19 protein-coding genes are annotated in these 23,445 nt (G+C 44.2%); 8 read left to right on the top strand and 11 right to left on the bottom strand.

Annotated features, from left to right (window positions below):
- Positions 1-18: 18 nt before the first annotated feature.
- Positions 19-1,170, bottom strand: a complete 1,152-nt coding sequence (locus ACTXGL_RS09025; protein WP_443526340.1) for an acyl-CoA dehydrogenase family protein — start codon at positions 1,168-1,170, stop codon at positions 19-21.
- A 355-nt stretch (positions 1,171-1,525) separates the two neighbouring features.
- Between ACTXGL_RS09025 and ACTXGL_RS09020 the strand changes: the two genes are divergently transcribed.
- The gene (locus ACTXGL_RS09020; protein ID WP_443526338.1) at positions 1,526-2,164 is read left to right on the top strand and encodes a TetR/AcrR family transcriptional regulator; all 639 of its coding nucleotides are present in this window, start codon (positions 1,526-1,528) and stop codon (positions 2,162-2,164) included.
- Positions 2,165-2,385: 221 nt separating this feature from the next.
- Here the strand turns inward: ACTXGL_RS09020 and ACTXGL_RS09015 are convergent, their stop codons facing one another.
- Positions 2,386-3,021 (bottom strand): hypothetical protein, encoded by a 636-nt coding sequence (locus ACTXGL_RS09015; protein WP_443526336.1) that lies wholly within the window; start codon positions 3,019-3,021, stop codon positions 2,386-2,388.
- Between the two features lie 563 nt (positions 3,022-3,584).
- Between ACTXGL_RS09015 and ACTXGL_RS09010 the strand changes: the two genes are divergently transcribed.
- The 3 genes from ACTXGL_RS09010 (at position 3,585) to ACTXGL_RS09000 (ending at position 8,547) form a co-directional block, all read left to right on the top strand.
- The gene (locus ACTXGL_RS09010) at positions 3,585-4,784 is read left to right on the top strand and encodes a sugar transporter (protein ID WP_443526334.1); all 1,200 of its coding nucleotides are present in this window, start codon (positions 3,585-3,587) and stop codon (positions 4,782-4,784) included.
- Between the two features lie 330 nt (positions 4,785-5,114).
- The gene (locus tag ACTXGL_RS09005; RefSeq protein ID WP_443526332.1) at positions 5,115-6,377 is read left to right on the top strand and encodes an MFS transporter; all 1,263 of its coding nucleotides are present in this window, start codon (positions 5,115-5,117) and stop codon (positions 6,375-6,377) included.
- Positions 6,378-6,693: 316 nt separating this feature from the next.
- The gene (locus ACTXGL_RS09000; RefSeq protein WP_443526330.1) at positions 6,694-8,547 is read left to right on the top strand and encodes an autotransporter domain-containing protein; all 1,854 of its coding nucleotides are present in this window, start codon (positions 6,694-6,696) and stop codon (positions 8,545-8,547) included.
- Positions 8,548-8,716: 169 nt separating this feature from the next.
- Here ACTXGL_RS09000 and arfB read toward each other — a convergent pair whose 3' ends face one another.
- The 6 genes from arfB to ACTXGL_RS08970 all read right to left on the bottom strand — a co-directional run bounded on the left by arfB (position 8,717) and on the right by ACTXGL_RS08970 (position 14,996).
- Positions 8,717-9,130, bottom strand: a complete 414-nt coding sequence (gene arfB, locus ACTXGL_RS08995) for an alternative ribosome rescue aminoacyl-tRNA hydrolase ArfB (protein WP_443526328.1) — start codon at positions 9,128-9,130, stop codon at positions 8,717-8,719.
- Positions 9,131-9,191: 61 nt separating this feature from the next.
- Positions 9,192-10,046: an HpcH/HpaI aldolase/citrate lyase family protein gene (locus ACTXGL_RS08990; protein WP_443526327.1), complete on the bottom strand. Its 855-nt coding sequence runs from the start codon at positions 10,044-10,046 to the stop codon at positions 9,192-9,194.
- Between the two features lie 343 nt (positions 10,047-10,389).
- The gene (locus ACTXGL_RS08985) at positions 10,390-11,154 is read right to left on the bottom strand and encodes an SDR family oxidoreductase (protein WP_319050466.1); all 765 of its coding nucleotides are present in this window, start codon (positions 11,152-11,154) and stop codon (positions 10,390-10,392) included.
- A 208-nt stretch (positions 11,155-11,362) separates the two neighbouring features.
- Positions 11,363-12,157: an SDR family NAD(P)-dependent oxidoreductase gene (locus ACTXGL_RS08980; RefSeq protein ID WP_443526325.1), complete on the bottom strand. Its 795-nt coding sequence runs from the start codon at positions 12,155-12,157 to the stop codon at positions 11,363-11,365.
- 3 nt (positions 12,158-12,160) lie between these two features.
- Positions 12,161-13,168, bottom strand: a complete 1,008-nt coding sequence (locus tag ACTXGL_RS08975) for an NADP-dependent oxidoreductase (RefSeq protein WP_443526323.1) — start codon at positions 13,166-13,168, stop codon at positions 12,161-12,163.
- 22 nt (positions 13,169-13,190) lie between these two features.
- A complete protein-coding gene (locus tag ACTXGL_RS08970) occupies positions 13,191-14,996 on the bottom strand; it encodes an acyl-CoA dehydrogenase (RefSeq protein WP_443526321.1) in 1,806 nt (601 codons plus the stop codon).
- Between the two features lie 182 nt (positions 14,997-15,178).
- Here ACTXGL_RS08970 and ACTXGL_RS08965 point away from each other — a divergent pair, with 182 nt between their 5' ends.
- Positions 15,179-16,201 (top strand): GlxA family transcriptional regulator, encoded by a 1,023-nt coding sequence (locus ACTXGL_RS08965; RefSeq protein ID WP_319050470.1) that lies wholly within the window; start codon positions 15,179-15,181, stop codon positions 16,199-16,201.
- Between the two features lie 112 nt (positions 16,202-16,313).
- Here ACTXGL_RS08965 and ACTXGL_RS08960 read toward each other — a convergent pair whose 3' ends face one another.
- Positions 16,314-17,588 carry an LD-carboxypeptidase gene (locus tag ACTXGL_RS08960; RefSeq protein ID WP_443526319.1) on the bottom strand — a complete coding sequence of 425 codons (1,275 nt, stop codon included), beginning with the start codon at positions 17,586-17,588 and terminating at the stop codon, positions 16,314-16,316.
- Between the two features lie 263 nt (positions 17,589-17,851).
- Here ACTXGL_RS08960 and ACTXGL_RS08955 point away from each other — a divergent pair, with 263 nt between their 5' ends.
- Positions 17,852-18,364, top strand: coding sequence for a YkvA family protein (locus ACTXGL_RS08955; protein ID WP_443526318.1), 513 nt, complete (start codon positions 17,852-17,854; stop codon positions 18,362-18,364).
- A gap of 159 nt (positions 18,365-18,523) precedes the next feature.
- Here the strand turns inward: ACTXGL_RS08955 and ACTXGL_RS08950 are convergent, their stop codons facing one another.
- Together ACTXGL_RS08950 and ACTXGL_RS08945 are read right to left on the bottom strand one after the other, a co-directional pair.
- Positions 18,524-18,829: a hypothetical protein gene (locus ACTXGL_RS08950; RefSeq protein ID WP_443526317.1), complete on the bottom strand. Its 306-nt coding sequence runs from the start codon at positions 18,827-18,829 to the stop codon at positions 18,524-18,526.
- Between the two features lie 100 nt (positions 18,830-18,929).
- Positions 18,930-19,475, bottom strand: a complete 546-nt coding sequence (locus tag ACTXGL_RS08945) for a hypothetical protein (protein WP_443526316.1) — start codon at positions 19,473-19,475, stop codon at positions 18,930-18,932.
- Positions 19,476-19,880: 405 nt separating this feature from the next.
- Between ACTXGL_RS08945 and dnaQ the strand changes: the two genes are divergently transcribed.
- Together dnaQ and ACTXGL_RS08935 are read left to right on the top strand one after the other, a co-directional pair.
- Complete coding sequence (gene dnaQ, locus ACTXGL_RS08940; RefSeq protein ID WP_443526314.1) at positions 19,881-21,500, top strand: DNA polymerase III subunit epsilon; 1,620 nt, start codon at positions 19,881-19,883, stop codon at positions 21,498-21,500.
- 259 nt (positions 21,501-21,759) lie between these two features.
- Complete coding sequence (locus ACTXGL_RS08935; protein WP_319050476.1) at positions 21,760-23,442, top strand: hypothetical protein; 1,683 nt, start codon at positions 21,760-21,762, stop codon at positions 23,440-23,442.
- Positions 23,443-23,445: the final 3 nt, after the last annotated feature.

Genomic DNA, 23,445 nt, shown 5'->3' with positions numbered 1-23,445 from the left:
AATCAATAAGCGACACGTCTACATGAAGCGTGACGCCAGCTCTTTCATAATCTCATTGGTACCGCCATAGATTTTTTGTACGCGGGCATCAGCGTATAGACGTGCGATAGGATATTCTGTCATATAGCCATAGCCACCAAACAGCTGTACACATTCATCCAGCACTTCACATTGTTTTTCGGTGACCCAGTATTTGATCAGTGACGCATGCGGTACAGACAATTTATTCTCAAGCATTGCATCTACTGCCGCGTCACACATGCTGCTAGCAGCAAGATAATCGGCATAGCACTCTGCCATCTTGAAGCGGGTATTTTGAAACTTCCAGATGGGCTTGCCAAAAGCTTCGCGACCTTTTACATAATCTAGGGTCAAATTGATCGCCAGCTTCATCGAACCAATACCTGATAACGCAATGATAAGACGCTCACGTGGTAGCTCCTGCATCATCTGGATAAAACCCATACCTTCTACCGTACCCAAGAGGTTGGTTTGCGGCACACGTACATTACTAAAGAACAGCTCTGAGGTATCTTGCGACGTCAGACCAATCTTGTCGAGATTGCGTCCACGCTCAAACCCTTCTACTTTATCGGTTTCTACGATAATAAGAGAAACGCCTTGTGCGCCTTTTTCACGGTCTGTTTTGCAAGCTAATAAAATCAGATTGGCATGCTGACCGTTGGTAATAAAGGTCTTTGAACCATTAATGATGTAGTCATCACCATCTCTTATCGCATAGGTTTTGATGTTTTGTAAATCAGACCCTGTACCAGGTTCGGTCATAGCGATAGCGCCAATGTATTCGCCTGTTGCCATCTTGGGTAGCCACGCTTGTTTTTGTTCTTCAGTACCGTGGTCTAAAATATAGGGCGCGACGATACCTGAGTGCACCATGCCGCCAAATCCTGACTGATTGGCCTCAGTCTGTGCGTAGATAAGCGCCGCCTCATGACCAAAATCACCACCGCCGCCGCCATACTCGCTTGGTATCGCCGCACACAGAAACCCCATTTCGCCCGCCTCTTCCCACGCATCGCGATCAATCATGCCGTTTTTGCGCCACTGCTCGTCTTTGGAATCCCAAGATTGGAACATTTTTAGGGCACTGTCGTGCACCATCTGATGCTCTTCGGTCATCCAGTTCGGAGTGAATTTTTCGATACTCATAATGTCTATCCTTGACAAGGTTAAGTGAACAACAACGATATCTACGTTATTTTAGTAAAGATACAAATTACGGTAATTTATATTACCATTAGCTATAGGCTATAAATTCATTGTATTTGCTGATAACTGAGTCTTATACTAGGTGATGAAAAATAAATTCGCAATCAAATGAGTAAAAATGGTAATTATCGTTACTCATTAAATATAAATGAAATATGCTTTTATCAACCCGGCTATATCATCAGATATCTAGCGAGTGATATGCATGAGATAGACCATGACTTAACGTAGTGTTAAATTATCGATGCTGAATAGGTAGTGATAAACAAGCAGTAACAAACAAGGAATGATAAGTATGACCGTCGCCAATCAGTTAGATGATGCCAACCCAACTCGAACTCTAGCCTCTCTATCCGATATGCGGACTGCAACTTTGGAGAAAATTGAGAAGGCGGTTCGTCAAGATTTTGCAGGATTTGACGCAAATGAGGTAACGATGGCACAGATTGCAAAATCTGCAAATGTCTCATTGCAAACGCTTTACAAGTACTTCGGCGACAAACAAACGCTATTTTATACCATTATGGATATTGTGCTGGGCAGATTGGCTGCTCGTATTATGGATCATTTGCAGGGTATTGATAGCGTCCAAGATCGTCTGCGAAAGACGCTGTGGGTGTGTTTTGACTTTGTCGACTCGCACCCAGATGCAGTGATGGTGCTCTCATCTGTGTCGGCATCACGAATACGTAATATCGCAATCTACGAAAACAAAGAGCTGATTGGGGCGTTTTTGGCAGTACTAGAAGATGGACAAAATCGTGGGGTACTCAATGATACCGTTCCTTTGCATATACTCTTTGATGTGTTTATGGGCTTTATCAGTCGTCTTGGACTCATGCATACCATTCGCCAAACAGAGACACCCATAAATGCAGAGTTTGATGCACTATTCACTATTTTGTGGCGTGCTATCTCTAAACCTAAGGTTTAATATGGTACTTGTACAACGATTCTTATGCCTCAATGTTTAGCATAAGAAGGTATTCAACACACTAACCGTAATTCAAAAAACCAAAAAGCCCCACGACAAAGTGAGGCTTTTTTCTGTCTTTTAAATTTTTTTGTTTTTTGAAACTATTTGTCTTTTAAAATCAATCTGATTATTCAGTCAATATAACTAATCAGTTAAGCTGCTCGTATATTCACAGTATTTCAGATGCTACTAGATTTTGGCAATCCGTACTCTATATGTTCGATCCTGTGATTGGGTTTCTCGATAGTCAGCTGATAACTTTTTATAACCCCATCATATGGCAAATGGCTCTCATACTGCTGATAGTGCTCACAGATACACTCTTCAATCGCTGACTTACGTGCAGCATCGTCTAATTTGGCAAAACCATTGGGCAGATATACTTGCGCAAAACGCGACGCTGCATCGCGAGACATCCAGTTTGTGCTACTGACAAAGGTAAAACCCACATCGGCACGCAAGCTATATTTGGGTAGTGTATTGGAATGGTTCGCTACATCATCCTTAATCTGAGCGATGTCTTCTGCGAATGGCTGATACGGTATCTCAAGCATAGCGAAAAGTGCTATCAAAAATTCATCTGCCGTAAAGTATTTATCCATATAGCTGCCATCGAGTCCGAGGTGCTTGTTCGATAGCACATGGCGCAGGCGGTCATAGGCAGGTATGGTGTGTTTGAGAGGATAGCCCATTTGCTTGACGATATCTTGCGGGCGCAGCTCAAGCGACTCTATTTGATTAATTATATACTGCGCTAGAGAATGGCGTGGATGATAACGACGGGTATATTTGGATGGATTAGCAATGTGGCTCATGATATTGAACACCTTAGACTCCTGTAACTCCGACAAAAAAGGTTGAGATATGCCAATTAGGCAAAAAATCAGGCACAAATGAGGGTGTCGGAGTACAGGCTCATGCGCTTTACCAGAGTTGTTTTATATCGTGCTGGAAGTTGCAAGGTTTGAATGCTGTCACAAGGTTGGCCTCATGATCGGTCAGTCAAAACTGTTAAACCCACGATAGATCGTTCAACGATGATAGCACATCAGATGACAGAAAATAAATACTGATATGTTTACTTATTTTGCAAATATCAGCAGCTGCTGTTTTGGGCTATAAGTATTTTTTAATCTTCGTTATGATATCTCGCCTTATCTCCCCAAATGATAGAATTAAAGCGCTCTAATATCATTGCTCAATAGCACTGTATACCATGCACTCTTTTAGTAAAGTCTACGTAACATCTCTTATCAGAAAATATCTATGACGATCCTCTTTGACTTGCTATCTTGCACCGCGACCCTTGTATTACCAAATGTCTACCCCACCTTGAGTTATCACCCGTAGTATTAGCACCTGCTTTATATTGGATCTTATGACACATAACCTTGAGGCCAGCGCAAACGCTCGCCGAACTCAGTATTTTCAAGTATTTTTGATGGGCGTTAGTGCCTTCATTATGAACACTACAGAATTCGTTCCTGTGGCACTGCTCAGTGATATCGCTCAAGACTTCTCTATCACTACGGCGGAGACGGGATGGATGCTGACACTCTATGCTTGGATTGTCGCAGCGATGTCATTACCCCTGATGCTACTGACCAGCCGATTTGAGCGCAAACGACTGCTGTTGGGAATTTTTGCGGTATTCATCGCCAGTCATGTGCTGTCTGTATTTGCATGGAGTTTTGACGTGCTGCTCATTAGCCGCGTCGGTATTGCACTATCGCATGCGATATTTTGGTCCATCACAGCAGCTATTGCCATACGCGTGGCTCCTGAAGGCAAAAAAGCGTTGGCACTCAGTGTACTGGCGACTGGCACTTCATTGGCAATGGTATTGGGTGTGCCGCTAGGTCGCTTGGTCGGTCAATGGTTCGGTTGGCGCGCCACCTTTGGCGGTATTGGTGTCATTGCGCTGGTTGTATTTATGCTACAGGCGAGGCTTTTGCCCACGCTGCCCAGTATGTTTGAGGGGTCTTTTAGAAAAATTCCAGAACTACTCAAAAACCCACTCTTGGTCTGCTTATATTTGCTTATCTTATTGGTCTTTACCGCCCACTATACGGCGTATTCTTATATAGAGCCGTTTATGCGTCAGGTTGGTAACATCAGCGAAAACGCAGCGACTTTTGTGTTGCTGTTGTTTGGCGCGGCAGGTATTTTGGGCAGTATTATATTTAGTCGTTGGGGTGATAGATTCAATACTCAGTTGATGCTGATATCGACGATACTGATACTGGTCGCGATGCTGACGCTACTGTTTGTCGTGACCTCAGTATGGGCGCTTAGTATTAACGCCATCTTGTGGGGTACGGCGCTGATGCTACTGATCATCTCGATGCAGGCCAAAGTCATTATGGTGGATGTCAACGCGCAAGACATGCTCATGTCGATGTTCTCAGGCATCATTAATCTGGGAATCGGTACGGGTGCGCTATTTGGCGGTTATGCTGTCACCCACATCTCGCTGTCTAGCGTCGGCTATGCGGGTGCTGCAATTGCCAGTCTTGCGCTACTGCTCATGCTATTTATGATAAAGCGTTTTCCTGAGCTGAGTCGGCGACTGGGTTAATCAAAAACACTATCAAAAGATAGTCATTAAAAAATAGCAGTAAACATGCCAGCCATATAAACGGGCTGGTATTTTTTTGTCATTGTCTCTTAGATCATTGCAATAATTTACTTAAACATTCATTGAACGAACGTTCACGTATCGTTATACTGATTTCTATTGGACAAAAGTATGCTTAATCGATAAGCATACTTAATAAAAGATCGACAAGGATTGAGCACACAAGGATGCGTGTAAAATGAATGACACTAAAAACAGGGACGCTGTTGTCTACGATCTGCCTTTAACGGCATTGAATATTGCCAATTTTCAGCTTGTTGGAGGTTGGTGATGCCTAACGGATCAACTCAACGAGAGAACCAGAACAGCACCGCACCGCTTAGGCTAGGCAATGTGCATTATGCTTGGATCGTCGCTATGACTGGGTCTGTGGCAATGTTCTGCGGACTAGGATTGGGGCGATTTGCCTTCGGTATGCTATTGCCCTCTATGTCATCTTCTTTGGGGCTGAATTACACCCAAAGTGGCCTATTGGGATTTACCAACCTAATAGGCTATCTCGTCGCCGTACTTCTGAGTCCATTAGTGCTACCGCGACTTGGCACTCGCAATACTGCAACAGCCAGTCTGCTCCTTATTGCAGTTTCTATGCTTGGTATGGCTTTTACGACAGGGTTTCCGGCATTATGTGCACTCTATGTGCTGACAGGTATCGGTAGCGGCGGTGTGGTTTTACCAATGATGAGCGTCATGTCACATTGGTTTTTTCCATCGCATCGCGGACTTGCCTTAGGACTCGTCATGGCAGGTCCGGGATTTGGCATTATACTATCAGGTTTTGTGGTACCCAAACTTGTGCCCCTTTTAGACCTACTATCTTGGCAGACAGGCTGGCTCATTTTTGCTGTTATCAACGTGGTAGTGGCTTTACTGACTTTTACTTTGATTCGCAATCATCCAGATGATGTGAGGCAAGACCCTTTTGGGCGTATCCCTACCTCACCTGTCAAAAACAAAAAAAATCTAGAACGCAGCAACATCAAACTACTCGCACATTTGGGTATTATATTTGCTATTTATGGTGCCACTTATATGGTTTACGTCACCTTTATCGTCACTAGCATGGTCGGCTCTTATCAACTGAGCGAAGCAACTGCTGGTGGCGTTTGGGCGTGGATTGGATTGCTTAGCATGTTTTCAGGCATGTTATTTGGCTGGATCTCTGACCACATTGGCAGACGCCTTGGTCTTGCATTAGCCTTTTTCTTTTTGGCTATCGCCTATCTTTTGGTCGGACTCACTGATTGGCGGTTAGGGCTGTATTTATCAATTGTCTTGTTTGGCATAGTGGTATGGAGTGTTCCTGTCATTATGGCTGCTTCTGCAGGCGATTATTTTGGAGCGGCAGCCGCAGCAAGTGCGCTCGCGGCACTAACGTTTGCTTTCTCAGGTGGGCAAGCGCTTGGACCTGTGCTGGCAGGTTATCTTGCAGAGATCACTGGGGATTTTAGTATCAGCTATCTACTATCTGGCATCGCAGCTTTTGTGGCACTTGGACTTGCTCTATTATTGCGTCCACAAAAATCAACTTGAGGCTGCTATAGGCGACACTCTCTATACTATGTATGGTTAGATGTGTTTTATATGGTTGGACATGTTTTGAGTTAAATAGAGAGGTTAGTCAGCTAAAGCAGCTGACCTAAAAAGTTGCAATCTCCATATGCATCATATACTTACCGCTTCTCTATAATAGAGGACCGTAATTAATTGCTACAGATTTTTTAAAGCTTTGCAACTGATATTTTGACCGCTATGTTCTTTTATTTTTGCTATCAAAAGGATTGATAGCTTGCCCAAAAGCGGTTACACTCGGCTGACAAACTATTACATTTACGACAAGGAAGTCGCTATGTCTCGTCATACCCTTCTCCCGGCAGTCAGTCAGACTACGCTCAAAACGCTCACCAAAAGCATGTTAGCCATTACGCTATGTACGGCAGGATTTGCTCACGCTAATGATTATAATAGCGTGACTTTTTTTGGTGATAGCCTAACCGATGGCGGCTATTTTAGCCAAATCGTGCCAGGTCCTGCTCAGTTCACCACTAACCCTGATAATGTGTGGGCAGTCTCATTTGCTGAGCAACTAGGTACAACTGCTACCCCTGTGGTTTTTGGTAGTCCTCAGACTGGTAATAACTATGCTATTGGCGGTGCAAGAGCAGGCGAAGAGGAAGTTTTCCCTGGTGGTGTACCCATTGATTCTGCTAATACACAAGTCAATAATTACTTAGCTGATAACAACGTCGATCCTAATGGACTCTATGTCGTGTGGGCAGGTGCAAATGATTTGCTAGCGGCGGCTGAAGATTCTGATAATGCTCAAGCTACGATACTAGGTGCAGTAGCTAGCCAAATCGACACGATTAATACTCTAAAAGATAATGGCGCGAACTACATTCTAGTACCTAACATCCCTGATGTTGGTCTAACGCCTAGAGCTATTGATCAAGGGCCTATTGCTCAGGCGCAAAGCACTGGGGCTACCAGTCTATATAATCAATTTATGCTGAGTGGCGTGGCGGGTACCGGGGCTAATATCATACCCCTAGATATGTTTAGCTTGTCACGAGAAATCATTGCATCACCTGCTCAGTATGGCTTTACCAATGTTACTGATGAAGCCTGCGGTGACAACAACAGCTCTCTAACTTGTGGACCTGATGATCTTGTAGAGGCAAACGCCAACGAAAACTACTTCTTCGCTGATGGTATCCACCCCACAGGGCGCACGCATCAATTGATTGCCGATTATGCAAATGCGGTTGTCACGGCACCAAGCCTGATAGGCGTTTTACCTCATATTGCGACGACCACTGGACTGGCAACCAATGAGCGCTTGCAGTCACACATCAATCAAGTCCAAAATAGCGTGCAAAAACCTGCCCGTACCCTATGGGCAGTCGGTGAAGTTGCCAATCAAGAGATTGCAGGGTTTGACGGTGACAATAATACTCAGGTATTGCTTGGTGTAGATTTTTCTCATCCGGGCTCAGCCAACGCGGTGACAGGTTTATATGGCCATATCACCCAAAAAGACTTTGAAAACTCAGACGTCGGTACTGGTTTGAGTGACATTGATCTTGGAGAGGTTGGTTTTGGTGTCTACCATAGCAACAACCTTGGCGGTTTGCAGCTCAATGGTGCTGCAGGGTTTGGCAACATGGATGTCGATGTCACACGTAATGTCACACTTGGTGGCAACCGGCAACAGTTTGAGTCAAATGCTGATGGTAAGCGCTTCTATGCCAATGTACAGGCAGGCTACCCTATGCAAGTCAGTCGCATTGCCATCACCCCTTATATCGGTGCGACAGCGAGCCGCGTAAAAATTGACGGACTCAAAGAAAAAGAGATGTCTGGCATCGCCATGCAGTTCGATGAACAAAAATACTCTACGACATATGGCAAGCTTGGGCTAAAAGCCAATCATACTTTGATGGAAAACCTCAACGTATTTGGTGATATTCATTATCAAAAGCAGCTGAGTGACAATCGCGATGCGGTGACTGCACGTTTGAATACGCTACCGAACATCAGCTTTGAGACGCCTACGATCGAAACTGATGATGATAACGTTGCTATGACACTTGGCCTGTCTAGAAGCTTTGGCTTGTTGAACGCCAATGCTGGCGTCACACACTCACAAGGTGATGATGACGACTCAACCAGCTTATTTGTTGGTCTTAGCGGTGCATTCTAAACAACTAGCGAATCTGTAATAATGGATTGCGGTATAGGTGATAACTAATCTCCTATACCGATTTTTATTTTAAGATACCTATAATGGCTTTTACCGCGTAATATCTTCTAATGCAATTATCTTCTACTGAAAATATGTCTTAACAACAAAATCTAATATAGCAAACCTTCTAAAAATCCACTTTACCGCGTAAGGCTTTTGTTTTACCACGCTGGGTTTTTTGGTCTACGCGTTTGCGTTTGGCATTTCTACTAGGCTTGGTCGGTTTTCTGGTTTTATTGACGTAAGTGGCTTTTGTGATAAAGCCCTGCAGTCGCTCAAATGCGTCAATCTTATTACGCTCTTGCGTACGAAACTGCTGCGCCTTTATGATGAGCACACCTTCTTTGGTGATACGGCTATCTTTACTATCTAGCAATCGCCGCTTGTATTCGTCGCTCAGACTTGAGGAATGAATATCAAAACGCAGATGAATGGCAGAGGATACTTTGTTGACATTCTGCCCGCCTGCACCTTGGGCGCGTATCGCACTGATTTCAACCTCGTTGTCATTGAGGCTGATACGGTTGTTGATAAATATCATAATATGCTTTTGTAGAGTATGGATAGATGTCGTCCATGATATCGTATTATAGATTTGCCTGCTACTTTGCCAGTAGCTGGTTCAATAATTGACGACTGCGCGCAATCACTGGTGCATCCACCATCTCTCCCTCTATTTTGAACACTGCTTGCCCGCTGCGCTCGTACTCATCCACCACACGCTGAGCAAAGGATAGTGCCTCAGCTGTTGGCTGTAATGCCTGCCGGACGACAGCCACTTGTTTAGGATGAATACACAGCATTCCTGATAGGCCCATCTGTGACCATAGCTGCACTCGCGCGCTCAGTCCTATTTCATCGTCAAAGTCTGCATAAATAGTGTCGATAGGCGGCGATAACTGGTGTACTGTTGACGTTAGAATGAGTTGATAACGAATCTGATTGGCGATAATATCCGCAGCAGCTGTCCCTACTTGCACCTGCAAATCGTTGCATAGGTCCAAAAACCCATAGCTAAATGCCTCTAGCCCAACTGCCTTTGCCATGCTATCGATTTGGTATAACCCAACAGCACTCTCAATCAATGCGATGACAGGTAAGCTTGTGACCTGATGTACACTATTAATGTCTTCTGCTTTCTCAGCTTTGGCTAATACCACACCTGCTAAGTGTGGCATTTTCTGACACAGTACAACATCTTTGAAGAACGCTTCACTGCCTGCCTTGTTGATACGTACCCAAATCGGCTGATAACCTGCACTATTATGATATTGCTGTAATGATTCACGTGCGAATGCTTTATCCTCTGGAGCTACCGCATCTTCTAAATCTACGATGACCGCATCTGCACCACTAGCAAAGGCCTTGTCTATTCTATCCATTCGAGTCGCTGGTACAAATAGCCATTTTTTATTTTGAGATATTGTATTTATTTTATTTTTGATCACTGAATCCATGTATAACTCCATTATATTATCCAAGCGATTTTTAACGTGTCTATTATGCCACTATATAACTGATGATCATTTGAAATTATTGATTCATTTGACAGCACAAAACCAAGACTACTTAGAAAATTAATCGAAAAATAAAAACAAAGAAACCGCATGAAAATCAATCTCATGCGGACTTTGAGTCTAATGCAGTTTTACACAATTACTTTCTTATCTAACCTATGTCTTATAGTCGCTTCAATTTAAAAGTAGTACAAGGCAACCGAGTGCAGATGTATATGTAATACTTCAAGCGAGGTTAACGCTGTAATACTTTTATAGTGGAATGACTATATAGATTATCTAATTAAGCCAGCATACCACCATCGACAACAATAGTTGCTCCAGTTGTATAGCTTGAGGCATCCGATACCAGATACAGTACGGTACCTGCCATCTCATCAGGGTCAGCCACACGTCCTAGCGGAATCGAGTGTAATGCCATTTTCAAGACTTTATCGTTAGTCGTCAAGGCCGAGGCAAATTTGGTATCGGTCAAGCCTGGCAATAACGCATTGACACGGATATTTAGTGGACCACATTCTTTGGCAAATGCTTTGGTCATGCTAATGACTGCAGCTTTAGTAATTGAATAGATCCCTTGCTTGTCCCCTGCTACTAAGCCGTTGACGGATGCTGTGTTTAAAATCACACCGCCGCCCTGCTCTTTCATCATTTTGCCAGCGGCAGTAGACATAAAGAAGTAACCACGGATATTTACTTCAACTGTTTTGTCAAAGGCAGCCAAATCCGTATCTAAAATATGACCATAGTATGGGTTGGCTGCGGCGTTGTTGACCAAAATATCGATTTGACCAAATTCGCTTTTGATATGTGCAAACGTTGCGTCAATTTGCTCCATATCTCCCACATGACAAGCAAAAGCGCTTGCTTTATAACCATCAGCGACAATGCTGTCAGCGACTGCTTGGCAAGCGTCGATTTTGCGGCTAGAGACGATGACATGTGCGCCTCTTGATGCCAATAGACGGGCAATAGATTCACCAATGCCTCGGCTAGCACCCGTTACTAGGGCAATCTTGCCCGTTAAATCAAATAAATCTTTCATCATTACTCCTTATATTTTTAGATATTTTATACGTGTGAGACTCACGGCTATACATATTAGTGGCTAAAGTAATTCGGTTACTCAGCTTGTATGTTTGAGACTATATATTAAAGCCTATATATTCAAGCCTAGACCGCTGAACGCAGACAATCGCTGTCATACACAACAGCGATTATCAAGCACTAATGAGCAAAATACACGTGCTCACCGATTACGCTAGCATACCACCATCTAAGGTGAATGCATGACCGTTCATAAAGGTGCTCTCATCACTGGCAAGCCATGCAATCGCATTAGAAATCTCATCAACGTTTCCTAAGCGACGCAGCGGACTGGCTTTGATGGTTGCTTGCTGCGTACGCTCATCCATAGACGCCATAGTATTGCGTACCATTGGCGTATCGATGAAGCTTGGGCAGACCGCATTAAAACGAATATTGGCGCGAGCATACTCATGGGCTGCTGATTTGGTGAGACCCATAACTCCGTGTTTGGCAGCACTATAGGCTGAAATCATAGGCGCTGAGCGTAGACCTGCAATAGACGCTACGTTAATCACATGACCACCGCCACTCGGTAACATACACTTAACTGCGGCACGCATACAGTGCCAGACGCCTTTTAAATTCACGGCGATATTGCGATCAAACTCTTCATCACTCAGCTCATGCATCGGTGATGGTTTATGATCGATGCCGGCATTGTTTACCACCACGTCTAGACCACCAAGCGTTTCCATGGCAAAATCAAATAACGCGCGCACTTCATCACCGCTGGTCACGTCTACTTTTTTGAAGACAATACTGTTACCAGCATCCTGACCTTGCTGCGCAACAGCAGCGCCCATCTCTTCTGCCATATCTCCGATGACCACTTTTGCGCCGCGACTGGCTAACAACAATGCACTTGCGGCACCAATGCCTGAGGCACCACCCGTGATCAAAACTCGTTTGCCAGCTACATTACTAGCTACGTTTGATGCAATTCCATTTGTATTTGGTGTCATGATCTATCCCTCTACCTTAAGTACTAGTTTGCCGAAGTTTTCACCGTTAAAGAGCATCATAAGCGTATCAGGGAACGTCTCGATACCCTCAACAATATGGTCTTTTACTTTCATATCACCTGACTGAATCCAGCCAGCAATTTCTTTCATAGCGACTGGATATTCTTTGATGTTATCGAAAACCACAATGCCTTCCATACGAGCACGATTGACCAATAATGACAGATAGTTCGATGGACCTTTTACTTCTGTAGTGTTGTTATATTGGCTAATGGCACCGCAAATAACGATACGAGCATGTAGGTTAATTTTGGTCAGCACATCATTTAAGATATCACCGCCAACGTTGTCAAAATAGACGTCAACGCCGTCCGGACAAGTTTTCTTTAATGCCTTTTTTACGTCTTCGTTTTTGTAATCAATCGTCGCATCAAACCCAAGCTCGTCGACTAAGAATTTGCATTTCTCAGCACCACCTGCGATACCAACGACGCGGCAGCCTTTAATCTTGGCAATCTGACCGACCAAGCTACCAACGGCACCAGCAGCACCTGATACCACTACCGTCTCGCCTGCTTTTGGCTGGCCTGTTTTTAGCAAACCGAAATACCCTGTCATACCTGGCATACCAAGTACGCCTAGGTAATAGGACAACGGTGCTAAGTTTGGATCGACTTTGTGCAATCCTGTGCCATCACTGACCGCATATGACTGCACGCCATTATGTCCTGCCACATAATCACCGACTGCAAACTTTTCATGTTTACTCTCGATCACTTCACCGACCGTACCACTGCGCATCACATCGCCAATCTGTACTGGCTCGATATAGGATTTTGCATCATTTAGCCAGCCGCGCATAGCAGGATCGATAGAGATATAGTCAACTCTAATCAGTAATTGACCATCACTGATAGTCGGTACTTCTGTTTCGGTATAATCCCAAGTCTCGGCGCTTGGTGCGCCAACAGGTCTTGCTTTTAGGCGCCATTGTTTGTTTATCGCTGTCATGTCTCTTTCCTTAGAGTTGTTCTTAGAACCAATCCGCTTGCATATCAGTACAAACAGCGTTGGTGTTGGTTAAAATCTCGATATCGCGCTTGATTAATGGCAATTCCCAATCGATAAAATACTTAGCTGCTTGTATTTTGCCCTTATAAAAGTTCTGCTGCTCAGTATCTTGGGTAGTGCTTAGTAGCTGCTCGGCTTTACTGGCTTGGCGAATCCAAATCCAGCTCAGCACGATTGAGGCAAAGATATTCATTAGTGCTTGGGCATTACCTGTAAGCGTTAATGCCTCTTCTGTCTGCAACACTTTGCTTAGATGTACCAGTACTTCGTGCAGATGACCCATATAAGGTGTCAGTTTACCCGCAAGCGCTGCACTCTCAGGTGTGGTAATGCTCTCTAGGTCTTGGGTGATTTCACGCTTTAGGATTTGAATACCTAAGCCACCTTTTTGCCACAACTTACGAAATGACAAATCTAATGCCTGTACACCATTTGTGCCTTCATGAATCGGATTTAGACGATTGTCACGCCAAAACTGCTCAGCATGATATTCACGCGTATAGCCTGCTCCGCCTAGTACTTGAATACCTAAGTCATTGGCTTTTGGGCCATATTCAGATGGCCATGCTTTTAGTACTGGCGTGAGAAGATCTAACAATTCGGTTAGCTCGTTCTTTAGCGTATCATCTTCACAAGTATTGATACGATCGATTAGGTTTGAGCCGTATAGGCATAATGAGATACCACCTTCAGAATAGGCTTTTTGTGCCAGTAGCATGCGTTTTACATCACCATGCTGGATAATTGCAGTGGCATCATCTTCAGGTTTATTATTCGGTGCGATTCGGCCTTGGGTACGGTCTTTGGCATAATCTAGTGAGTACTGATAGCCGCGATAGCCAATCATCGACGCACCAAAACCTACCGCGATACGTGCCTCATTCATCATCTTGAACATATAGCGCAAGCCAAAGTGCTCATCACCAATCAGATAACCATAGCACTCGCCTTCATCACCAAAGCTCAATGCGGTAGAGGTCGCACCTCTATACCCAAGCTTATGAATAAGTCCTGTCAGATGCACATCGTTACGCTCGCCAACAGACAAGTCATCGTTCAAGCGATATTTTGGTACCGCAAATAAAGAAATGCCTTTTACTCCGCCTGGTCCACCCGGGATTTTGGCCAATACCAAATGCACGATATTGTCAGACAATTCATGATCGCCACCCGAGATATAAATTTTGCTACCTTTGACACGGTACGAGCCGTCGTCTTGTTTGACTGCAGTAGTCTTGATATCAGCAAGTGATGAGCCAGCATGTGGCTCGGTCAGCGCCATGGTTCCAGTGAACTCACCTGTTAACATACGCGGCATGAAGGCAGCTTTGATCTCGTCGCTAGCAAAATGCGAGATGACGTTGATTGCTGCGGTGGTCAAAAATGGATAAGCCGTTGTCGACGGGTTGGCTGCCATAAAGTAGCCTGCCACGGCAGTCATGACGGTTTCAGGCAATTGCATGCCGCCATCTTCGAAACTGTAACGACCGGCGATAAAGCCAGATTCGCGAAAGGCGTCAAAAGCAACTTTGACATCGCTGATCATGCTGACTTTTTTGCCATCGAACTGAGGCTCGTCCTTGTCTGCAATATGATTGTGCGGCAAAAACAAATCGGTTGCGATTTTGTTTGCGGTCTCTAATACTGCGTCAAACGTCTCGCGGCTATGTTCTGAAAACTTTGAGTGCTCGGTGAGTGTCTCAGTACCTAGTACGTCATACAACTGGAACGGTAACTCAAAATCATTGAGGAGGGTATCTGCTGCCATAGTATTCTCGCTAACGAATTAAATGTGGTTATCAATTGATATTAATCTAATTTAACCTGCCTCCGTATTGTCATTTATGACATAATTATGGTCAAATAAGACAGATATGGCGTACACAGTTGGACAAAAACACCAACCAAACGGCTGTTTTGGTACATATATCAATGGAGAATTAGTGACTGATGCCTTACTTCAAACCTTTTAAAATGATTATCCTCGGCTTCGATGGCGTACTTGGTAGTGTCCTCTCTGGCGCATTGGATTTATTTTCGTTTACAGGCGTCAGCTGGCAACGGTTCTCAAATGAGTCTGTAGAGCCTCGGTTTAACGTGCAGATAGCAAGTCTAGGCGGCGGGGATATCAGATGTAGTAACCGTTTGATCATGCAAGCTCACTGCGATATTCAAGATGTGACAGAGTGCGATTTATTGCTCGTCCCTACTATTGGAGATTCTATTGACAAAGTATTGACGCAAAACAGCGAGCTGCTACCACACCTAGTGCGGCTTGCAAATACCAATGCTGATATTGCGAGTAATTGTAGCGGGGCGTTTTTTTTGGCAAAGGCAGGATTATTGGATCACAAAGTAGCCACTACTCACTGGGGCTACGCCAACAAGTTTAAGACAGATTTCCCACTGGTCGATTTGCAAGAAAACCAGTTTGTCACGCAGTCAAGAAGTCAGTCGAGTACACAATCAGGCAATATATTCTGTGCGGCAGGTGGTAGTGCTTTTTATGACCTAGGACTTTTATTAATAGAGCGTTACTGTGGCCGTGAGATGTCTACGCAAGTAGCAAAGACCCAAATTATCGATAGTAAAAGAGGCAGTCAAAACAGCTATACCAATGTGACTTTGCATAAACCACATTCGGATCATTTGATTAAACAAGTCCAAGACTACATAGAAGAAAACTTCCGCCAACCGTTACAGATCAGTAGCCTAGCTGCCATGATAAACATCACACCGCGGACGTTGAACAGACGCTTTCAGTCTTGCGTCGCGATGCGACCGATTGAGTATATTCAAGCTGTCAGAATCGAGCAGGCCAAACGCTTACTAGAGTTGGGCGACGTCTCGATAAAATCACTGGCCTATCAAGTTGGTTATGAGGACATCTCGTCATTTACCCGGCTATTCAAACGTGCAACAGAGCTCACTCCTAAGGAGTATCAAGATAAGTTTTCACGGTTGGCGATTTAGTAATGCTAATGATTATTGGTTTAAAGTTAGTAGTTAGAGACTAATGCCCAATACTTAGCACTTAGCACTTAGCACTTAGTGCTTAGCGCTCAAGGGCTCAAGGGCTCAAGGGCTAAGTAGGCTGCCACAAGCCCTCTACATGAATAGCGTCAGCCTTGATAGTTGGATAGTCGCTAAATACCAGCTGATAGCCACCATCTGTATCAGGGTTGAGCTGGCACGTGGCACCAAGTGGGAAGCTGTGCTTTTGACCGATATGACCAAAACGCATACCACTATAAACCGGCAATCCTGTTAGTTCATGCAATTGGCGAATGACTGTAGCAACATCATAGCGCTTGTCATAACTGTCCTCGCCTGCACCAGACAACGCCCCAAGTACAATCGCTTGTTGGTGTTTAAAGGCACCTGCTAGGTACAAGTCATACAACATACGCTCAATACGATATGCCTGTTCCCCCACGTCTTCTAAGAACACAATACCACCATCAATGCGAGGCAGATACTCACTACCTGCCAATGCAGATACCACGCTCAAATTACCACCCCAGATAGTACCTGTTATTGGTTTTGGCTCACCACTTGCTAAGATGCTAGGCAAATTTTGACTGGTCAAAGATGCGTCTTGTATGCTGATGGTTAAGCGAGGATTGATTAGCGCTTCGGCAAACTGCCGACAACTGACATGGTCGGGCGCTGATTTGCCAAACTCACTATAGAGCATGGGGGCCGCCAGCGAGCTCATTGACCCTTTTGCCAGTAATGCACACTGAAGAGCTGTCACATCGCTAAACCCTGCGAGTATCGTGCCGCGCTCTTTTGTGATACGACCAAGTGTCACCCAGTCAACCATGGGCAATAGTCGCATCGCACCGTAACCACCGCGGACACCAAGTAGGAGTTTTGGTGCCGCTATCGCACCAGTGGCGATATTCTGAAAGTCACTTGCCCGCTGGGAGTCCGTACCCGAAAAGCGCAAATACTGACGATTGGTAATGGCAGGATTGTTCACTTTAAACCCCGCACAAGCCATACGATCCAATGCCAATTGGTTACGATCGTCACTGCCGCCCACATTGGAGCTGGCAAAAATCCGTGTCTCAATAGTTGGGGTAATACAGCGCGTTTGGGTTGATGACGACTGTGAGGGTAATGATGAGTGCTCACCCGATAGTGCCATTGGTAAATCGTCTTTGGTCAGCTGCGATATATTATTAACATCGGCAGTACTCGCGGCAAGTACTTGAGAGATGCCTTGAGTCGCTAATGCAACTGTGCCCGCACCGATACCCACGTGACGCAAAAACTGCCGGCGGTTTAGTCTGGCGCTGATACTAGTCACTAGTTTTGAGCGCTCATTTCTAGCTAATAGAGTGTTTGAACCCATACGTTACTACTGCCTATATACTTTTATTTTTGTTGTTTATCTATGCTGAGCGATTTTGTACTGATATATATTTATCGCAAGACATACTTATGTCCATACCCGTTACTATAGTCGTGCGCTCATATTGTAACGTATCTCACCAGCAGACAAGTTGCCCAACCTTTACCTATATTTACTTTTTCGCTACCGAGACACACAATATAGGTTGATTGAATTTGTTACTGTAAATACGAATTCATCGAAAATAAAAAAAGGCAAAATTTATGTTTAATAAAAAAACGAACAAAGATAAAGCGCTTGACTCTAATTTGGAATATTTACTTAGTAAAGAAAGCAAACTAAAAGAAAAGCTAGAAGACAGCGGATACCTTGAACCTTTTAGTGATGATCTAATGCTATTTATGAGTCTTGTCAAAGACTATTACAAAGGTGACTACCGTAAGATTCCTTTTAAAACCATTTCAGCTGGCGTTGTTGGTGCGATATATACGCTAAACCCAATTGATTTGATTCCTGATTCTATTCCATTCATCGGTCATATCGATGATGCACTGGTACTTAGATTTTGCTTAAAACAAGCCAAAAAAGATCTGCAAAAATACAAAGAATGGAAACAAGAACAATCAGATGCCAAAGCTAAGTCAGAAGCCAAAAAAGATGCCGATAAAAATAGTGACGACAAGGCTATTACTGATAAAGAAACTAACAGTGATAAGAAAGATGGCGACAAGAAAGACAGTGATGAAAACAGCGCCGACCTAAAAAAAGCATCATAGCCATTAATTAACTAATCCAAGTAATCAATCGATCAAGTTTTATGACACATTAAATGCCAATAAAACTGTATTATCGAACAAGCTGATAAACCAAAGCCACGACCGTTCATTTAAGATTCGGTCGTGGCTTTTTGCTGTCAGCCCATCTACTGGCATGCTTTAATCAGGGACATCGTATCTCGCTTTTTCTGGATTGAGTCCGAACGAATAGACAAAGGTTGCCACCAAACTATTGATAATAATAAAAGGTAAATCAATCGAAGCATGACCAAGTGCATAACGACCAATCAACCACGAAACAATGAGCATAATGATAAAAAACCCACCCAAATATGCCAAAATAGCAGGGTGCTTTAGATTGTAGGGCTGTTCAGGTGTCGGCTGTTTTTCTAATACATAGGTTCTTATCGCCCAGCCCGCTGCATAAGAAAACCCGCCTAACATGACATAACTGAAAAAATTCATATTACTTAACTCTAATGGTATGACTGTTTATAGCGAAATACAGTTTTAAGATACGATCTAAAAATACTGTATTTTATCAATAATGCTGATGGAAACCATTTTAGATACTCTCATTGACATTATCGATAATAATATCAGCATGGGGATTACCTAAAATATCCGTATTGATATCATCACACTCTACTCGGTAGATAGTGTTGGCACCTCGGTAAATATAAGACAAGTACTCACTGTCCAACAGCGGGTCGATATTTGCATAGGAGGGCTTGACATGGGCCAGTACCAGCACTCGATCAGGACGACCGATAACCGCATCAACGTTGTCAGGATCAATAGAGAAGAACTGCGGTATATCGGTATTGTCAATCACCTCTAATGTCTCAGGATTATCCCAAACACGTTTGGCTGTGGCCGGCTCTTTCATCTGCATCACCCAAGCGCCTTCTTGTTGGCTAACCTTTATCTGGGCAGGCTCGTCTTGGCTCACGGTATAGCAACCCTCAAAGACAGACAGGTCTGTCGCAACCTCACTATCTGCTTGAGTACTGCTATCATTACAAGCACTCAAAAAGAGCGCGCTACTGGCAGTCACACTGAGCATCAGATACGTCAGTCTTTTATAAGAAATGTTTGAGCGTAAGGACATAATAGGGTTACCCTGCAGTTATGTGTTAGAAGCTGTCTTTGAGCGAATCATTATTGCATAATCATCAAAGCGACGTTGTCAAAGCAATATCAAGGAGCCATCTAGAACCAGTCATATATAGCTGGTCATCTATAACTAGTTATCTACAACTTAGTTTCGCTACTTTTTGCTACGGCGCTTGTGTGTGATGTTGCTGGCAGTACGCTAATGTTATTTTAACAGAAAACAATCAGGTTACTATTATGTTGTGAGTAGACAGAAGGGTTTTGCGATTTTGTGCGTGGTGATTGCCCCTATTTATTATAGATTTGCTATACTCACAACGTCAGCACTTGGTACATATAGCATGAACAAGATGCTTTAGCACAATGCTATGCCCATCCTTTATCAGGTCAATATTCTTTTATGTCAGACAACGGTAGTAACCCTATGCCATCCATCACAGACAATGCAACCAATCCACTAGCCGCCAAAGCAAATACCACTGTCGCCTATACTGATGGTGCCTGCAAAGGCAATCCTGGCGCTGGCGGTTGGGGCGCGCATCTTATATTCAGTGATGGCAATACACAAGACCTATATGGCGGCGATACCGAAACCACCAACAACCGCATGGAGCTAATGGGTGCGATACAGGCCCTGACGCATAGTCCACATGAGCAGATGCTTGAGATTTGGACAGACTCCAGTTATGTCCAAAAAGGCATCACCGAATGGATTGAAGGTTGGAAGAAAAAAGGCTGGAAAACAGCCAGCAAAAAGCCCGTCGCGAACAAAGACCTATGGCAGCAACTAGATAAACTGTGCCAGATGCGCGATGTGAGTTGGCACTGGGTCAAGGGTCATGCTGGACATGCAGGTAACGAAAAAGCAGATGAGCTGGCAAATTTAGGAGTCACATCAAATAGCGGTCATACAGCAATAACTGAGTCAGACAGCACTAAAAAAAAAGACCACGTGACGTCTGATAAGACCCAGAACTCATCTAATGATGATTGGCTGAAGTTCGACCCATTGGGTTTAGATATGGCAGACGATGAGTATGAAGAAGAAATATTAGAGGATGATTCGCAGGTTCATGACTCCCATCAAGCTACTACCAGCACTACCACAAATAAAGATGATCGCGCGCTGGCTACGCATCATCACAGCAATATCAACACCAATACCCCGATGATTACCAATGATATACCAGAGGTCAAAACATCTATGACTGATACCACCATAAATAGCGAAACGATGAGTATAGATCCTGATACTCCTAAGTTTGATGGGGATACGAGCCGTGCCAACCCTCATTTCAAACCGCTGCTACCAGAACCAATACATCGTCATGAGGCAGATCGCCAGCTCATTATGGATACGGAGACCACAGGACTTGATGCCCTAAAAGGTGACCGAGTCATTGAGGTGGGTATTGTAGAGATGGTTGGACGTAAATTCACTGGTGAGAAACTACACGTCTACATCAACCCGCAGCGGGGCATGGATGAAGAAGTCATTCGTATTCATGGTATCTCTGAGGCATTCTTGACCGATAAGCCTACTTTTGATCAAGTGGCACAGGCCTTATATGATTTCATGGATGGCGCTGAGATTATCGCTCATAACGCCACGTTTGATATGAACTTCTTAAATATGGAGTTTGCGAAAGTTGGTTTGAATGACTTTGCCAATCGGGTACAAGTCACTGACTCTTTGGTCATAGCAAAGCAGCAATACCCAGGGCAAAAAAACACCCTAGATGCCCTAGTGCGTCGCCTAAACGTTGGCAAGCAAGACCGTACCTTTCACGGCGCCTTACTGGATTCAGAGATTTTAGCCGAAGTGTATTTGGCAATGACAGGTGGACAGGTCACCCTCGCCATTGAAGAGGACACTCAAGCAGATGGTGGACAGACCGCTCATGCAAATTTTGCTGATTTGGCAAATTTATTGCTAGCATCATCTACAGACGAGACCGCCAATCAAAGCTGGTATAGCGCTTTGGCAGAAGACTACCCTGCACTCAACGCCAATCTCTAACTGATGTCTAGTTGACGTTTGGCAGCTGATGGTCGTTAACTCAGCGCAAACAAATATAGGCAGTCAAGTGCCGAAGCACGATGCATACTGTAAACAAAATTGTCTAATATTCTGTTGCCGTCGACTGACTCCACATCGACAATTGTACAATATAGTCTTGATTATTATTAAATAAAACGTTAAAACATCACTAACAACTATTTTATAATTCGAATTTATACCATTGTTATTCTCATCAGTACATTATGGAAAAATACTTATGGACCAGTCTGCGCAAATGAAATTAACCGCCCCTACGCTTAGTGTTACTGATTTTAATCTACCCTCCCTTCATTTGTTGCATGATGAGGTTGTCGCCACACTTAAGGATACTGAGATTCACTTAAGTGAGTTCAACGACGATAACAGTCAAGCCCCTTTATTATTAGACTCTATTGGTGTCCTAAAACAGCTGTCCCGTATTTTTAAACTGATCTCTTTGGTCGGTGCAGAGCTGTTGAACGATGCCATCGTTGATGGTCTACAGCGTCTTTATGATAGTGGCGATAATAATGATGTCGATCTAATCATGGATCTATCAGAAGCCATCATGACGTTGGATCGCTATATCGAGTTTGTCCTACTAACTGAATCGGTAGAGCCGACTTTATTATTACCCGTGGTCAACAAGCTTAATGCTCACGGGCAGAAACCGCCTATGGTGGTCGAAGACTTTGCTGCCTTTGGCAGCAGTAGCGTCATTATCGCCAATCCGGAACAAAATTTCGAACCGCTCAGCTCACTTAATTTGGATACAGAACTACTCACTGATGCGTATCGCAGTGGTCTTGGAGTAGCGCTACTGAATCAAGATGGCGATATCGATGCCAACGAGCAGCAAAGACTCGATGCGATGAGCGCTGCCTGTGCATTGATAGCGTCACAGACCAATAGTTTATTTTGGCAAGCAGCGACGACTGCTGTTACTGATCTTGCAGCGGTTATGCCATTAAGTTTGAGCCAAAAACATACGTTGATATATTTAGAGCAGCAATTTCACAGCTATTTACCAGTGATGGACACACGCTTTGCTGATTTGGTTAGCTTTGCCTGCCAGCGTGATAGCGCAGCGGCACAGCACTTGCGTGAGCAGTATGCAAGTAACCATTTAGAAGGTACTCAGCTTGATGAAATGAAGCGTTTCTTGTTTGGTCCCAATCGCGCGCTTACCGATACCTTAAATACTATTATTCAAACGCAGATTGGTTCGATCAAAGAAAATGTGGACAGCTATGCACGTGGTGACTCGATCAATCCAATCGATATGCATACCGCACAGATAATCGAAGCTTTGACTGAGCTTAGCTCAGCGCTACGTCTGCTTGGACTCTCAAATGCTGCCAACAGTCTTAGCACCGCAGCAGACGCTGTCAGTCATTGGCAAGCGCCGTCACCAGATGATTTTGACCATTTATTATTGGCATTAATGCATGCAGAGAACGCAGCCATTGCCATGGCAGAGATGCATACACCAGGGGCGATTTATCTACCGCTAAACAACCCTCACATCTCATTGCATCAGCTCAATACAGCCAACGATACGTTGATACAAGAGAGTCGTACTGCTATCGCAAGTGTCGAGCAAGCCATCAATGACTACTTGGCAGAGCCTGAGCGTGATATGTTAAATATTCAAAACGTCCCTGGCATGATGCGTCAAGTCGCAGGTGCAGTACGCTTCTTACAGCTGCCTACTCCTGCTAGTATGCTGAGTCAATTGGCTAACTATATCGAGCAACGTATAGAAAGCGAACGACGCATTGAAGACAGCACATTGGCCTGCATCGCTGATGTCATTATGGCCGTCGATCATCATTTAGATGGCTTTGAGAATAACCGTCCTGTTAGCAAGCAAGCCCTTGATATTGGTCAGCAAAGCCTGAGCCACTTACTTGCTGCGTGATAA

The sequence above is a fragment of the Psychrobacter sp. T6-6 genome, assembly GCF_052258185.1.
Classification (GTDB): Bacteria; Pseudomonadota; Gammaproteobacteria; order Pseudomonadales; family Moraxellaceae; genus Psychrobacter.
The sequence above is the reverse complement of the archived record's forward strand: the minus strand, read 5'-3'. Positions and strand labels throughout refer to the sequence as shown.

Bases quoted from the DNA above. Each gene is read 5' to 3' on its own strand.
- ACTXGL_RS08970 (WP_443526321.1), bottom strand. From the start codon at position 14,996: ATGGCAGCAGATACCCTCCTCAATGATTTTGAGTTACCGTTCCAGTTG.
- arfB (WP_443526328.1), bottom strand. From the start codon at position 9,130: ATGATATTTATCAACAACCGTATCAGCCTCAATGACAACGAGGTTGAA.
- ACTXGL_RS08945 (WP_443526316.1), bottom strand. From the start codon at position 19,475: ATGTCCTTACGCTCAAACATTTCTTATAAAAGACTGACGTATCTGATG.
- ACTXGL_RS09015 (WP_443526336.1), bottom strand. From the start codon at position 3,021: ATGAGCCACATTGCTAATCCATCCAAATATACCCGTCGTTATCATCCA.
- ACTXGL_RS09010 (WP_443526334.1), top strand. From the start codon at position 3,585: ATGACACATAACCTTGAGGCCAGCGCAAACGCTCGCCGAACTCAGTAT.
- ACTXGL_RS09005 (WP_443526332.1), top strand. From the start codon at position 5,115: ATGCCTAACGGATCAACTCAACGAGAGAACCAGAACAGCACCGCACCG.
- ACTXGL_RS08985 (WP_319050466.1), bottom strand. From the start codon at position 11,154: ATGATGAAAGATTTATTTGATTTAACGGGCAAGATTGCCCTAGTAACG.
- dnaQ (WP_443526314.1), top strand. From the start codon at position 19,881: ATGTCAGACAACGGTAGTAACCCTATGCCATCCATCACAGACAATGCA.
- ACTXGL_RS09025 (WP_443526340.1), bottom strand. From the start codon at position 1,170: ATGAGTATCGAAAAATTCACTCCGAACTGGATGACCGAAGAGCATCAG.
- ACTXGL_RS08955 (WP_443526318.1), top strand. From the start codon at position 17,852: ATGTTTAATAAAAAAACGAACAAAGATAAAGCGCTTGACTCTAATTTG.
- ACTXGL_RS08965 (WP_319050470.1), top strand. From the start codon at position 15,179: ATGCCTTACTTCAAACCTTTTAAAATGATTATCCTCGGCTTCGATGGC.
- ACTXGL_RS08950 (WP_443526317.1), bottom strand. From the start codon at position 18,829: ATGAATTTTTTCAGTTATGTCATGTTAGGCGGGTTTTCTTATGCAGCG.
- ACTXGL_RS08960 (WP_443526319.1), bottom strand. From the start codon at position 17,588: ATGGGTTCAAACACTCTATTAGCTAGAAATGAGCGCTCAAAACTAGTG.
- ACTXGL_RS08990 (WP_443526327.1), bottom strand. From the start codon at position 10,046: ATGGATTCAGTGATCAAAAATAAAATAAATACAATATCTCAAAATAAA.
- ACTXGL_RS09020 (WP_443526338.1), top strand. From the start codon at position 1,526: ATGACCGTCGCCAATCAGTTAGATGATGCCAACCCAACTCGAACTCTA.
- ACTXGL_RS09000 (WP_443526330.1), top strand. From the start codon at position 6,694: ATGTCTCGTCATACCCTTCTCCCGGCAGTCAGTCAGACTACGCTCAAA.
- ACTXGL_RS08935 (WP_319050476.1), top strand. From the start codon at position 21,760: ATGGACCAGTCTGCGCAAATGAAATTAACCGCCCCTACGCTTAGTGTT.
- ACTXGL_RS08980 (WP_443526325.1), bottom strand. From the start codon at position 12,157: ATGACACCAAATACAAATGGAATTGCATCAAACGTAGCTAGTAATGTA.
- ACTXGL_RS08975 (WP_443526323.1), bottom strand. From the start codon at position 13,168: ATGACAGCGATAAACAAACAATGGCGCCTAAAAGCAAGACCTGTTGGC.